This is a genomic window from Geobacillus vulcani PSS1, from assembly GCF_000733845.1.
In the GTDB taxonomy this organism is placed as follows: Bacteria; Bacillota; Bacilli; order Bacillales; family Anoxybacillaceae; genus Geobacillus; species Geobacillus vulcani.
In genome coordinates, this window is record NZ_JPOI01000001.1 from 165,207 (window position 1) to 178,094 (window position 12,888).

The 12,888-nt window shown below is 51.9% G+C and carries 15 protein-coding genes; 9 read left to right on the forward strand and 6 right to left on the reverse strand.

Annotation, left to right across the window (positions count from 1 at the left end; genetic code table 11):
- Positions 1-229 precede the first annotated feature (229 nt).
- Positions 230-1,324 carry a CotS family spore coat protein gene (locus N685_RS0100900; RefSeq protein ID WP_031405032.1) on the forward strand — a complete coding sequence of 365 codons (1,095 nt, stop codon included), beginning with the start codon at positions 230-232 and terminating at the stop codon, positions 1,322-1,324.
- Positions 1,325-1,326: 2 nt separating this feature from the next.
- Complete coding sequence (locus N685_RS0100905) at positions 1,327-2,898, forward strand: glycosyltransferase family 4 protein (RefSeq protein ID WP_031405034.1); 1,572 nt, start codon at positions 1,327-1,329, stop codon at positions 2,896-2,898.
- Positions 2,899-3,057: 159 nt separating this feature from the next.
- Here N685_RS0100905 and N685_RS0100910 read toward each other — a convergent pair whose 3' ends face one another.
- Both N685_RS0100910 and fabI read right to left on the reverse strand, forming a co-directional pair.
- Positions 3,058-3,468: a CotO family spore coat protein gene (locus tag N685_RS0100910; RefSeq protein ID WP_031405036.1), complete on the reverse strand. Its 411-nt coding sequence runs from the start codon at positions 3,466-3,468 to the stop codon at positions 3,058-3,060.
- Between the two features lie 117 nt (positions 3,469-3,585).
- Positions 3,586-4,362: an enoyl-ACP reductase FabI gene (gene fabI, locus N685_RS0100915; RefSeq protein ID WP_031405038.1), complete on the reverse strand. Its 777-nt coding sequence runs from the start codon at positions 4,360-4,362 to the stop codon at positions 3,586-3,588.
- A 197-nt stretch (positions 4,363-4,559) separates the two neighbouring features.
- Between fabI and N685_RS0100920 the strand changes: the two genes are divergently transcribed.
- Together N685_RS0100920 and prpE are read left to right on the forward strand one after the other, a co-directional pair.
- The gene (locus tag N685_RS0100920) at positions 4,560-5,735 is read left to right on the forward strand and encodes an FtsW/RodA/SpoVE family cell cycle protein (RefSeq protein ID WP_031405040.1); all 1,176 of its coding nucleotides are present in this window, start codon (positions 4,560-4,562) and stop codon (positions 5,733-5,735) included.
- 205 nt (positions 5,736-5,940) lie between these two features.
- Positions 5,941-6,678: a bis(5'-nucleosyl)-tetraphosphatase PrpE gene (gene prpE, locus N685_RS0100930; protein ID WP_031405044.1), complete on the forward strand. Its 738-nt coding sequence runs from the start codon at positions 5,941-5,943 to the stop codon at positions 6,676-6,678.
- On the opposite strand, the gene N685_RS0100935 is transcribed toward prpE, so the two are convergent.
- The 4 genes from N685_RS0100935 to N685_RS0100950 all read right to left on the reverse strand — a co-directional run bounded on the left by N685_RS0100935 (position 6,675) and on the right by N685_RS0100950 (position 9,652).
- A complete protein-coding gene (locus N685_RS0100935; protein ID WP_031405047.1) occupies positions 6,675-7,586 on the reverse strand; it encodes an RluA family pseudouridine synthase in 912 nt (303 codons plus the stop codon). The genes prpE and N685_RS0100935 overlap by 4 nt on opposite strands.
- A gap of 100 nt (positions 7,587-7,686) precedes the next feature.
- Positions 7,687-8,502, reverse strand: a complete 816-nt coding sequence (locus N685_RS0100940) for an NAD kinase (protein WP_031405049.1) — start codon at positions 8,500-8,502, stop codon at positions 7,687-7,689.
- The gene (locus N685_RS0100945) at positions 8,499-9,137 is read right to left on the reverse strand and encodes a GTP pyrophosphokinase (protein ID WP_031405051.1); all 639 of its coding nucleotides are present in this window, start codon (positions 9,135-9,137) and stop codon (positions 8,499-8,501) included. Before N685_RS0100945 ends, N685_RS0100940 begins: the two co-directional genes overlap by 4 nt.
- A gap of 137 nt (positions 9,138-9,274) precedes the next feature.
- Positions 9,275-9,652, reverse strand: coding sequence for a UPF0738 family protein (locus tag N685_RS0100950; RefSeq protein ID WP_031405052.1), 378 nt, complete (start codon positions 9,650-9,652; stop codon positions 9,275-9,277).
- Positions 9,653-9,792: 140 nt separating this feature from the next.
- Between N685_RS0100950 and N685_RS0100955 the strand changes: the two genes are divergently transcribed.
- The 5 genes from N685_RS0100955 (at position 9,793) to N685_RS0100975 (ending at position 12,880) form a co-directional block, all read left to right on the forward strand.
- Positions 9,793-10,386 (forward strand): CYTH domain-containing protein, encoded by a 594-nt coding sequence (locus tag N685_RS0100955; protein ID WP_031405054.1) that lies wholly within the window; start codon positions 9,793-9,795, stop codon positions 10,384-10,386.
- On the forward strand, positions 10,383-11,006 hold the full coding sequence (locus tag N685_RS0100960; RefSeq protein WP_031405056.1) for a lytic transglycosylase domain-containing protein: 624 nt from the start codon (positions 10,383-10,385) through the stop codon (positions 11,004-11,006). Before N685_RS0100955 ends, N685_RS0100960 begins: the two co-directional genes overlap by 4 nt.
- Positions 11,007-11,108: 102 nt before the next feature.
- Complete coding sequence (locus N685_RS0100965; protein WP_031405058.1) at positions 11,109-11,522, forward strand: globin domain-containing protein; 414 nt, start codon at positions 11,109-11,111, stop codon at positions 11,520-11,522.
- Positions 11,515-12,411: a ClpXP adapter protein SpxH gene (spxH, locus tag N685_RS0100970; RefSeq protein WP_031405060.1), complete on the forward strand. Its 897-nt coding sequence runs from the start codon at positions 11,515-11,517 to the stop codon at positions 12,409-12,411. The genes N685_RS0100965 and spxH overlap by 8 nt, the downstream gene beginning before the upstream one ends.
- Before the next feature lie 271 nt (positions 12,412-12,682).
- Positions 12,683-12,880: a hypothetical protein gene (locus tag N685_RS0100975; RefSeq protein ID WP_031405062.1), complete on the forward strand. Its 198-nt coding sequence runs from the start codon at positions 12,683-12,685 to the stop codon at positions 12,878-12,880.
- Positions 12,881-12,888 lie beyond the last annotated feature (8 nt).

The following is a 12,888-nucleotide window of genomic DNA, read 5'->3' on the forward strand; positions in this document are numbered from 1 at the left end:
CCTTTTTCTCTTTGTCTCTCTGAAACCAACCATTCCACTTCTTTGCCATTGCATCCCTGTAAGTATGCTTCCTCCGCATCGAACGCCATCAGCAGCTTCAGGGGCATAGAGAAAGATCCTAATAAGTTAATGAGCTTACCCAGTCCAAATTCGTTCTCAATACATATCCTAGTAGCAATCACACATATTTCGCTTCGTCCATTCCCCAATACCCGACAGGAGGGATAGCATGAAAGACATCATTATTGAACCATGGCTCGTCGATGAAACGACCCATGAATTTTTTGTCCCTGAGTATATTATCCAGCTGGCAGAGGAAGTGCTGAAAAACTACGATTTATCCGTTCAAAACATGCAAATCGTTACGACAAAACCGGACAAGGGAGGAGCGATTTGGAAGCTCGAAACGAAATCGGGCCCGAAAAGTTTGAAGCTGCTGCACAGGAGGCCGACAAGGAGCCTATTCAGCCTAGGAGCACAAGAATATTTAGTGGAAGTGCGCAAGGCAAGAGTGCCGCCAATTGTAAAAACAAAGGATGGAAAAAGTTATGTCGAGGCAGGAGGAAAACTATGGTTTGTGGCGGAATGGATTGAACCGTTGACGCCAGTTACAAAGGATTTGGAAGGAGCAAGAAAGCTTTGTTATGCCCTTGGCGAATTCCATCGCCTAAGCAAAGGATACGTCCCCCCGAAGCAGGCGGAAATGGCCTCGCGACTGCACAAGTGGCCAAAAAACTATGAAAAAATGATCACGAAAATGAGCTGGTTTCGGAACATTGCCAAATACTACCCTGAAATGCCGGCAAGCCCTCCGTTATTAGAGGTAGTTGACCGATTTGAAGAACAGGCGCGAAAAGGTATGGAACGATTCCTGCAATCCAGCTATGTCGAATTCGTCAAGCAAGGAACGGCTCATTGGGGGTTGGTTCACCAAGACTACGGTTGGTCCAACGGCCAAATGGGAGCGGACGGAATGTGGATTATTGATCTCGACGGAGTTGCCTTTGACCTTCCAATTCGTGATTTACGAAAACTCATTAGCGGCACCATGGCGGATTTATACAAATGGGATGCAACATGGGTGCGGGAAATGATTCTAGCATACCATGAAGCCAATCCCATAACGCCTGAATTATATGAGCTTTTGATGATTGATTTGGCCATGCCAAACGAATTTTACAAAAATATAAAAGAAGTCGTCTATGAACCGGAAATCTTTCTCAATGAACAAACAGCACAGTTAATTCAAACGATTGTCGAAACCGACCAGTCGAAGTGGCCTGTATTGGCAGAAATCGAAAATGACTGGAAAGGAATGGGATAAACATGAGAATTTTGATGGTTTGTACAGAAAAACTCCCCGTTCCCCCTTTATTAGGCGGGGCCATTCAAACGTATATTTCCGGCATTCTTCCACATGTAAGCCAATTCCATGATATTACCGTTCTGGGCATCAGCGATTCGTCGCTTCCCGAGCAAGAAACGATCGAAGGCGTTCACTACGTGCGCGTACCGGGAAAAGTATTTGAAATATACCGGGAAAACGTTGTTCGTTATGTGGAAGCGAACCAGTTCGATCTCATCCACATCTTTAACCGGCCCCGTCTTGTCCTTCCGGTCCGACAGGCAGCACCCGCCGCCAAAATTACGTTAAGTATGCACAATGATATGTTTCAACCTGAAAAAATCGATCCGGAAGAAGCAGCAGCGGCCATCGCAGAAGTGGCCTACATCGTAACTGTGAGCGATTATATTGGCAATGTCATCCGCAGCCTATATCCGCAGGCAGCGCCAAAATTGCGCACCATTTATTCAGGGGTAGACAGCGAACGATTTTTGCCGGGAAATCATCCAAAAATGCAGAAAATACGCAACGACATTCGGCGGGCGCATGGGTTGGAAAACAAAACGGTCATCTTGTTCGCCGGAAGGCTGTCGCGCAATAAGGGAGTCGATAAACTCATTCTAGCATTGCCGGAGCTGGCAAAAAAATTTAAAAACTTAGCCCTGGTGATTGTCGGGAGCAACTGGTTTAGTGAAAATGACATTACTGATTATGTCGCCTATGTAAGAGCGTTGGCAAAACGAATGCCTGTCCCCGTTGTCACGACAGGGTTTGTCGCACCGAATGAAATCCAAAATTGGTTTGCGGCAGCCGATTTGTTTGTATGCACCTCGCAATGGCAGGAACCGTTGGCGCGCGTCCACTACGAGGCTATGGCAGCAGGACTTCCGATTGTAACGACCGCGAGAGGCGGCAATCCGGAAGTCATTTTCGCCAATGAAAACGGCCTTATCGTCGAAAATCCGGAAGACCCAAGTGATTTTGCCGACAAGATTGCCCAAATATTATCGAACCCATCCTTGATGAAAAGAATGGGAGAAAAAGGCCGGCAGCTTGCCATTTCGATCTATCATTGGGAACGAGTCGCTTCCGAGTTATTGGACGTTTGGAAGCAGGCAGAGAGCACAGAACAAGCTGTAGCAAATGAAGAACAAGCAGCCGGCATGACAATAGAACCGCTGAAAGAAAAGGCAACAGAACAACGGAGCCTGCCAGCCCCCAGAGCGGATGCAAAAGAAAAAGTCCACTCGAAAAAGAACCCGGCAGCGTCATCCGACAAAACAAAAAAGGGAAAAGCCAAAAAAGAGCGTGCCACATCAATGGAAGACACTCAACAAACAGCCAAACGAAAAGAAGCTGCGGCAAAGCAAACAGAACCCGCGAAAAGCGCTCCATCTCCTAAACGGACTCCGACCGGCGGCCACATAAAACCTTTTACGATTACAAGCGGCAGCCAGCAAACGCTGGACGCGTCGGCCAAAACGCATTTGAACCGCAATCAAGCTCAAGCGAAACATGATACCAAACATTTTACGATTGCCAGTTCACACTAACAAGAAGCGAAAATCGCCAACGTAGAAAATGACGGACGTCCAAAATAAAATAAGCATACACTTCTACAGCAAATGGGCGAAACAAACCCTCATCATCCCTTTCCCGGCGCCGCAATGCGTTCAGACAAAGATAAGTTTCAACGCAGGGAGGGAAATGCGTTACTGCACAAACCCGATCATCGTCACCGCAAGAAGCTGCGCGCGCCCGATGACCGTTTCGTTTCCTCGTTCATCGGCGATCGTCAACTCGGTCGCCGTATACTTCTTTAATATGCCTTCATAGCTCTTATCTTTCATCACAAATTGGCATTTCAGCGGCGGCAAATGGTCGGGCAGCTCCACCAAAAAGGCCAACTGCTCATCCAGCGTCATCAACTGGAACTCCTTGTTGGCGAAAAGCGTTGTCAATTCCCCTTCTCCGTCCTGCTCATCGTCGGCGTTGTTTTTTTGCTCTTCGTCCAACCGACTGCTCCACATAAACGTTTCTTGCATATGCGCCGCCGCCCGCATCGCTTTTGGCTGCACAATGTAAAGCAACGGCTCCGTCTCTACAACGTTTTGTTTCCGCACGTCGATCCCCCTTTCCATGCTTGCCTTACTTTATATATGTATGCCCATGATTCCGATAATTGCCCAAGTCAAACAAAAAACAGCCGCTCCATCGACAGGAGTGGCTGCTCATTCATGTTAATATCCTAAAATATGGTATCCAGAGTCGACGTGAATAATTTCCCCGGTGATGCCGCGCGACAAGTCGCTGAACAAAAACAGCGCCGCATCGCCGACCTCTTCTTGGGTCGTCGTCCGGCGGAGCGGGGCGCGTTCTTCGATTTGCTTTAAAATCGAATTGAAATCGCTCACGCCTTTGGCCGACAGCGTGCGAATCGGTCCGGCGGAAATGGCATTGACGCGGATGCCGTATTTGCCTAAATCGTTCGCCAAATATTTCACGCTCGCATCCAACGACGCTTTCGCCACGCCCATGATGTTATAATTTTGCACGACGCGCTCGCCGCCTAAGTACGTGAGGGTGACGATGCTGCCGCCTTCGGTCATCAGCTCTTTCGCCTCGCGCGCCACCGCGGTGAGCGAATACGCGCTGATATTGTGGGCGAGCAAAAAGCCTTCGCGGCTGACGTTCATATATTCCCCGCTCAAATCTTCTTTATTGGCGTAGGCGATGCAATGAGCGACGCCGTGGATGACGCCGACTTGTTCTTTGATTTGCGCGAAACATTGAACGATGTCTTCATCTTTGGCCACATCGCACGGCAATAGAAGCGAACGTTCGTCTCCGAGCGTATCGACAAGCGACCGCACCTCTTTTTCAAACCGTTCTCCGGCATACGTAAACACAAGGCGGGCGCCGGCAGCATGAAGCGAACGGGCGATGCCCCAGGCGATGCTCCGCTTGTTCGCCACCCCCATCACGACATATGTACGTCCTTCCAATGATAGAACCATTCGCTCATCCTCCTAATTGTCATTTATTCTTAACACCAGGTGTTAATTTCATTATATGATACATAACTGACAATGTAAATGAGCGCCTTTCACCGCTCCCTTTATTTTCCCTTTGTCGGCGGCAGTTTTCCACTTTGCAAAACGGGAGCGATTCGTTAATATGGTATATGGCACATTCGAATGGAGAGGATTGTTCCATGAACCATGATCGCTTTTCCCAATCGAAGCTTGATTACCATATGTTGTTCCTTTTATTCTTGATGGCTGTCATCAGCGCCATCGCCATCCATAGCGCCGAGTCGATGCTGCCTGAGAAGCTGCAAAACGTCAACTTTGCTTCCAAACAGTTGCAATGGTATGCCATCGGCGCTGTCGTCATCGCCTTGACGATGATCATTGACTATGATCGGCTGTTTCAAATCGCTTGGTATTTGTATGGATTCGGGATGCTGCTGCTGCTTGGGCTGGAATTGAATGTCCCGGGATCGGTGACGATTAAAGGGGCGACGAGCTGGTACCATCTACCTGGGGGGAATTTCCAACCATCCGAGCTGATGAAAATTTTTATGATCATCGTCCTAAGCCGCATCATCGTCAACCATCGGGAAAAACATCCCGACCCAACGATCCAGGACGATTTTAAGCTGCTCGGGAAAATCGCCCTCACCGTGTTGCCGCCGCTCATTTTGCTCGCCAAGCAGCCAGACATGGGCATGTCGATGGTGTTTATCGCCATCACCGCCACTTTGGTGCTCGTTTCCGGCATCCGCTGGCGCATCATTTTCGGCATCGTCTTTTCCGGCGTAACGGCAGTGGCGATCGTTGTTTTCATTTACTTTTATTTTCCAGATTTCTTCCATCAATACATCATTAAAGAAGACTACCAGCTAAACCGCTTTTACGGTTGGCTGGCTCCATATGAATATTCCAACGAACAAGGCTTTCAGCTCATCCGTTCGCTTATGGCCATCGGGTCAGGGGAACTGTATGGAAAAGGGCTGGGCCATTTGCAAGTGTATTTGCCAGAGGCGCATACCGACTTCGTATTTGGCGTCATCTCCGAGCAGTTCGGATTTGTCGGCTCAAGCATCGTCGTGTCTCTCTTTTTCCTGCTCATTTATCGCATGATCCATATTGCCTTAGAGAGCAACGATTTGTACGGCAGCTATTTATGCGCCGGCGTCGCAGGCATGATCACGTTCCAAGTGTTCCAAAACATTGGCATGACGATTGGACTTTTGCCGATCACTGGACTGCCGCTGCCGTTCATCAGCTATGGAGGAAGCTCGCTGGCGACTTACATGCTGGCGATCGGACTTGTCTTAAACGTTCATTCGCGGACGCGGAAGTTTATGTTCGCGAGCGATGAATAAGCCGCTTGTTCTGTGAGCAGGCGGCGTTTTTTGTCGCCATCAAGCTCAACTCCACTTCTTTGTTTCCTGGCCGCGGGCTCCGCCGTTTGGGCGTTGCCCCCGCAAAAGCCGCGATGAGACGGGCAAAACCGCCGCATCTTTTCTTTTCCTGACTGAACGGACATACTGGTAGTACAACCATTATGGCGAGAAAGGAGCACATTCGATGCAAGTGGATATCATCGGCGACATTCATGGCTGCTTCCGTGAATTCGCCGCATTGACGGCGACGCTCGGCTACCATTGGGACGAAGGGGTGCCGATTCATCCGGACGGGCGAAAACTCGGCTTTGTCGGCGACTTGACAGACCGCGGCCCTGAATCGCTGAACATGATCGAGATCGTCTCGGCCCTTGTTGAGCGAAATTTGGCTTACTACGTCCCCGGCAACCATTGCAATAAGCTGTACCGCTTTTTTTTAGGACGAAACGTGCAAATCGCCCACGGGCTTGAGACGACGGTCGCAGAATATCGCGCCTTGCCTCCAAGCGAACAAGAGATGATCCGCCGCAAGTTCATCCGCCTGTATGAACAGGCGCCGCTGTATGCAGTGCTCGATGCGGGGCGCCTTGTCATCGCCCATGCGGGCATCCGCCACGACTATATCGGGCGGACGGACAAAAAAGTCAAGACGTTCGTCCTGTATGGGGACATCACCGGCGAAACGAACCCGGACGGGACGCCGGTGCGCCGCGACTGGGCGAAACGGTATCGCGGCAGCGCATGGGTTGTGTATGGCCATACGCCAGTCGAAAAACCGCGGTTTGTCGGACGGACGGTCAACATCGACACCGGCTGCGTATTTGGCGGTGCTCTGACCGCCTTGCGATATCCAGAAATGGAAACAGTCTCTGTTCCTTCCTCAATGCCGTTTGTTCCGGAAAAATTCCGCACGTTCTCCTAATCTACGCTTCGTCCGCGCGCTGCTTCGATCAAGTTCGCCATATCGTCAGGCAGCGGGACGGAAAATGTATACCAGCGCCCGGCAAACGGGTGAAAAAACGACAGCTGCCGGCTGTGAAGCGCCTGGCGGCCGATCATCTCCCGGCTTCCGCCGTACAGCTCATCGCCGGCGAGCGGGTGGCCGAGATAAGCGAAATGAACGCGGATTTGGTGCGTGCGCCCCGTCTCGAGCCGGAGCGAAACATACGTATAGCCGCACAAACGCTCCAGCACACGAAAATGAGTGACCGCCGGCTTTCCGTCTTCCCGCACCTCGCGAGCGATGATGCTGCCGCTTTGGCGGCCGATGGGGGCGTCAATCGTCCCTTCATCCTTGACGATGACGCCATGGCAAATGGCTTCATACGTGCGCACAACGTGCCCTTTTTGTTGCAATGCCGACAACAAATGATGAACGTGGCGGTGCTTGGCGACGAGCACGAGCCCGGACGTGTCGCGGTCAAGCCGGGTGACGATATGGACGGTCGAGTCGAGCTGCTGTTGGCGATAATGGTGGAGCAAGCCGTTGGCGAGCGTCCCGCCTGGGTGATGGCGCGACGGAATCGTCGCCAATCCAGCTGGTTTGTTGACAACAAGAACGTAATCATCCTCATACACAATGTCAAGCGGCATCGGTTCGGCGTCCATCCAATCGCTTGTCCGCTCCGACGGAAAGACGACCGACAGCGTCTCGCCGGCGCGCAGCACATGGCGGACGGTGACAGGCCGCCCATCCACTAACAGCGCGCCGCCGTGAAATTTAATATCGGTGAGCGCCGTCCGCGAAATGCCGTTTTCTTTCAAAAACTGGCGCAGCAGTTTTCCATCTTGCCGCTCATCGATGGAAAACGTTAACGTAAACGGTGGCAATGGCTGTCACCTTTCTGCATCACAATCTCCTTCCTGCATCTTTTCTTGAGCGTCGGAACAGAACACGCATCCACACGGAAGTCCCGCGAAACCATTTCCCTCAATCAGCGATAAAGGAGTCGCGCACCCGCCGCCAAAACGGAAACGGTCGAAAACGGGCGAACCTCACTTTTTCGTCGGCCACCCGGCATTGAATGGACTTGACTTCCTTATGTAGCAACGATAAATGGTCGATCGTAATTTGAAAATCGACGTGATTGACCGGTTTAAGTAAACACGTATGGTGCGCCGGCAGCACGAGGGGCGAACCGATTGTCCGAAACACGCGGTTGTTGATGGACGCCATCTCGGTTACTTGAATCGCCTCGAGCGACGGATGCAAAATCGCGCCGCCGAGCGCTTTATTGTAAGCTGTGCTTCCGGTCGGCGTCGAAATGCACAACCCGTCGCCGCGGAACCGCTCAAACAAGTCGCCGCGAATCTCAACATCCATCACAAGCGTCCCGCTGACGCATTTGACCGTGCATTCATTGAGCGCCAAATACTTCGCCTCGCTGCCTCCATTCAAATAGCGGATCGTCACCTCAAGAAGCGGATATTCCACGACCTGGTATGGCGTCTTGGCGATGGCAATCACAAGCTTTTCGAGTTCTTCCGGCACCCAGTCGGCGTAAAAGCCCAGATGGCCAGTATGGACGCCGACAAACGCAGTCTTGTCCAACCGATGGCAATAGCGATGGAACGCGTACAACAGCGTTCCATCGCCGCCAACCGAAATGACGAGATCAGGTTTCTCTTCATCGTAACGCAAGTCAAAATCAAGCAAATACGTTTTCATTTTTTGCGCCAGAGCGTTCGATGTGTCATCCCCTTTGGACGTAATAGCGAATGCAAGCGGCGCGTCCGTCGGTTTCATTGCCCTTCTCCTTTTGCTTCTTGTTTTCGGGAAAAAGCAGCCTGCGCTTCTTGAATTTCAAAGCGGATTTTCGACATCTCCTCATCGAGGCGATAGGCCGCCTCCGCGGCTCGCTGCAGCCGAACTTTGATGTCTTCAGGGAAACGCCCGCTGTATTTATAGTTCAGCGAATGTTCAATCGTCGCCCAAAAGTTCATCGCCAACGTCCGGATTTGAATCTCTGCTAAAATGTTTTTTTCGCCGCGGATCGTCTGCACCGGGTAGCGGATGACAAGATGATACGAGCGGTAGCCGCTCTCTTTTTTTTGTGTGATGTAATCGCGTTCCTCGACAATCGTAAAATCGTTGCGCTGGCGCAACAGCTCAACGACCGTCTTGATGTCATCGACAAATTGGCACATGATGCGCAGCCCCGCAATATCTTGCATCTCTTCCTCGAGACGGTCGAGCGGGATGTTTTTCTTTTGCGCCTTATCCAAAATGCTGGCAACCGGCTTCACCCGCCCGGTGACAAACTCAATGGGCGAGTGCGCTTCAATCATCTCGAATTGGGCGCGAATGCCCCTTAGCTTCACTTTCAACTCCTCAACCGCCTGCTTATACGGGGCTAAAAACAAATCCCAATGGTTTACCATCGTACCACCTGCCTACATGTTTTCAATCTCCCGCGGCTTTCAGTCAAGAGAGCACAACCGCGCCTCTGCCTTGCTGCTCGATGCGAATTCATCGGGCCGCTCCCTGTTCGAACGCGCCGGAAAGGAAATCCACCGGCTTATTGCTCAAAAAACACGTCTTGCACCGCCTGTTCAAGCGCCTCGCCATAGTTGGCGTTGCCGCGAATATTTTCAAGCAAATAAGACAGTTCATCGTGAAACTGTTCAAGCTCGAGCGTTTTTTCCCCACATCGAAGCCAGACCGGCTCCTCGGCGTCAAGCGCCGCCTTTAGCTCAGGCCACCACGGCTTCGGAACCATGACATATAGAAAGTGGTCATCGGTTTCCAAAATGTACGCAAACGCCAACTCATCCGAGTCAACAAGCATATGGCGTTTCGGCGAAACATGGGCAAGCGAACCAACGGCATCATCGACATACAGCCAAAGCCGGCCATCCTTTCGCTCTGCCCGTTGAACGATCCATTTTTCGTTCATGTTTTCTCTCCTTCCACATCAGTCAACCATCCATCCTTTATTTTACCATATTCACCCTATGCAGACGAAATGAATTGATATTCGCCGGAAAACAGCTGATAATAGAAGGAGACGACCATCCTTTTTGAAGGAGATTCACGATGCATCAAGAAATCGAAATCGAATTGAAAAACTTGTTAACGGCAGCGGAGTTTGCGGCCGTCCGCGCCGCCTTCCGCCTCGATGATGGCGCTTTCCGCCGCCAGGAAAACCATTACTTTGACACCCCGTCATTCGCCCTGAAAGAACGAGCGGCAGCGCTGCGCATTCGAGCGAAAGAGGGGCGCCTGACCTTGACGCTGAAACAAACGCAGGCGAACGGGACCATTTTGGAAACCCATGAGCCGCTTTCGTTGTCTGAAGCGGAAGCGTTGATTGCCGGGATCGCGGCGCCGCGCGGGGCGATCGCCGAGTTGCTTGCAGAGCTGGGCATCCAGCCACACGAGGTGCGCTGCTTCGGCTCCCTTGTCACCGATCGCGCCGAATGGCCTCATGAAGGCGGCACGTTATGCCTTGACCATAACCGTTATTTACAAAGCGAAGATTACGAACTTGAATATGAAGTGAATCACGCGGAAACGGGTGAAAAGCGGTTTTTGCGCCTCCTTGAGATGCTCGGCATCCCGCGCCGCCCGGCGCCAAACAAAATCGCCCGCTTTTACGCCCGCATGAAGGAAATGGAGGAAGGACGATGAACGTTTCACCATTAAAGCTGCTCGTTGAATGGCAGGCGCTCCATGCGTTCTCATCCGGAGGCTCAAGCCTGTTGCCATCGCCGGTGCCATCTTTGTTTTCAAGCTTGCTTGCCGAATCGCTCAACCGCGGGGAGGAATCACCTGTCGAGGCGCCTCAAGCCTCCTCAAGCGGTCAGCCTCCGGCGCCCGCTGACCATAGCGGCGCCCTGAGCAAACATGAGACGGGCACCGCAGTCAAAGCGTCTTCTTCCATCGATGCCTTGATTGCGGCAGCGGCGGAAAAATATCATGTTGACCCGCAGCTCATCCGCGCCGTCATTCGTCATGAGTCAAACTTTCGTCCTGATGCGAAAAGCCCGGCTGGAGCGCTTGGACTCATGCAGCTCATGCCAAGCACAGCGAAAATGCTCGGTGTCAACGATCCGCTTGACCCAGCGCAAAACATCGATGGCGGCGTAAAATATTTGCGCCAGCTCCTTGACCGGTATAACGGCAATATCACTCTCGCCTTGGCCGCCTACAACGCTGGGCCCGGGCACGTCGACCGCTATAGGGGCGTGCCGCCATTTGCCGAAACGCGCGCGTATATCGAACGCGTATTGAAAAGCTACCGCACATAAACGAGCGGCGCTCGAGTCACTTTGTTTGAGATCTATGCGCACTGTTGATAAAATAGCAATCAAACGACAACGAATGATTTTCAAACAAAAGGAGCATCCGCGATGGGTGAACAATGGCAAACCCTTTATGAGGCGATCGGCGGAGAGGAGACGGTTGCGAAGCTTGTCGAAGCATTTTACCGGCGCGTGGCCGCACATCCCGACTTAAGGCCCATTTTCCCTGACGATTTGACGGAAACCGCCCGCAAGCAAAAACAGTTTTTAACGCAATATTTAGGCGGGCCGCCGCTTTACACGGCAGAGCATGGACACCCTATGCTGAGGGCGCGCCATCTCCGCTTTGAAATCACGCCGAAACGGGCGGAAGCGTGGCTTGCCTGCATGCGGGCGGCCATGGACGAAATCGGCTTGTCCGGGCCGGCGCGCGAACAGTTTTATCACCGGCTTGTACTCACCGCCCATCATATGGTCAACACCCCGGATCATCTGGACAGAAAGGAGCATACCCTTGGGTGAGAAGTTTGCTGGGAAGACGACGGCGCCCGCCTGCTCCCCTTCCCAGCCGCTAGGCAATACGAACAAACCGCTCGAGCTGTATTTGTTTATCGATCCTTTATGCCCGGAATGCTGGGGGCTTGAACCAGTCATCAAAAAGTTGACGATCGAATACGGCCGTTTTTTTACCTTAAGGCACATATTGAGCGGAACATGGGCGACATGGAGCGCTCGCAAAGGAACGAAGCCGGAGGCCATGGCCAAAGCGTGGGAGTGGGCGGCGTGCCGCACCGGTATGTCATGCGACGGCAGCGTTTGGCTCGAAAACCGGATTTCAAGCCCGTTCGCCCCATCGCTCGCCATTAAAGCGGCGGAAATGCAAGGAAAGCGGGCTGGCCTTCGCTTTTTGCGCAAGTTGCAAGAACAACTTTTTCTCGAAAAGCAAAATGTCGCCGATTTGTCGGTGCTCGCCGAATGCGCCGTCGAAGCGGGCTTGGATGTCGATGAATTTCTGCGCGACATGCACTCGCCGGGAGCGGCGAAAGCGTTTCAATGCGATTTAAAAATCACCTCGGAAATGGACGTCGACGAAATTCCAACGCTTGTGTTGTTTAATGAAAACATTGAAGACGAAGGCATTAAAATTTCCGGATGCTATCCGTACGACATCTACGTCGAGTTGATCGCCGAAATGCTCGGCTTCCATCCTGAACCGTCCTCTCCCCCTCCGCTGGAATCATTTTTAAGCCATTTTAAATTCGTCGCCACAAAAGAAATTGCCGTTGTATACAACTGGACGATCCAAGAAGCAGAAACGGAAATGAAAAAGTTGCAGCTAAAGCAAAAAGTGGAGCGGGTGCCCGTCAAACACGGAACATTTTGGCGCTATATCGATGATGCCCGTCCCTAGCAGCAGGGACGGGCACAAGAAAAAGCCCGGCTGACGCCGGGCTTTTTCTTGTGTTGCCAAGACAACAAAGGGGATGGGAGAAATTGTTCACGGTCAAACAAAGGGGTATCAGGTTTTGTCTTCCGTTTACAGCTATATCTTAACAAACGGACGAGCAAATTGGCAACCCGTTTGCTCGTTTGTTCACATTATTGTCATAATTCGCCCTGTGTCATGCCTAGGCAGACAAACAGCATATAATTAAGGCAAACGGAAAGAGGAGGCCATCACCATGAAGCAGCGCATCGTCTTATCCCTTTGGACGGCAGCATCTGCTGCCGCCTTTATCCTAAACTTGTTCGGCCTCATGCAGCTCGCCCCGCTTTGGATCACGATGCCGCTTTTGTTCCTTTCCTTGCTCGGGTTGGTGGCGACATGGAACCGCCGCCACCAGTTTCGGGGATTTCCGTCCAAACGAATGCGGCTGTAACGCCGCAT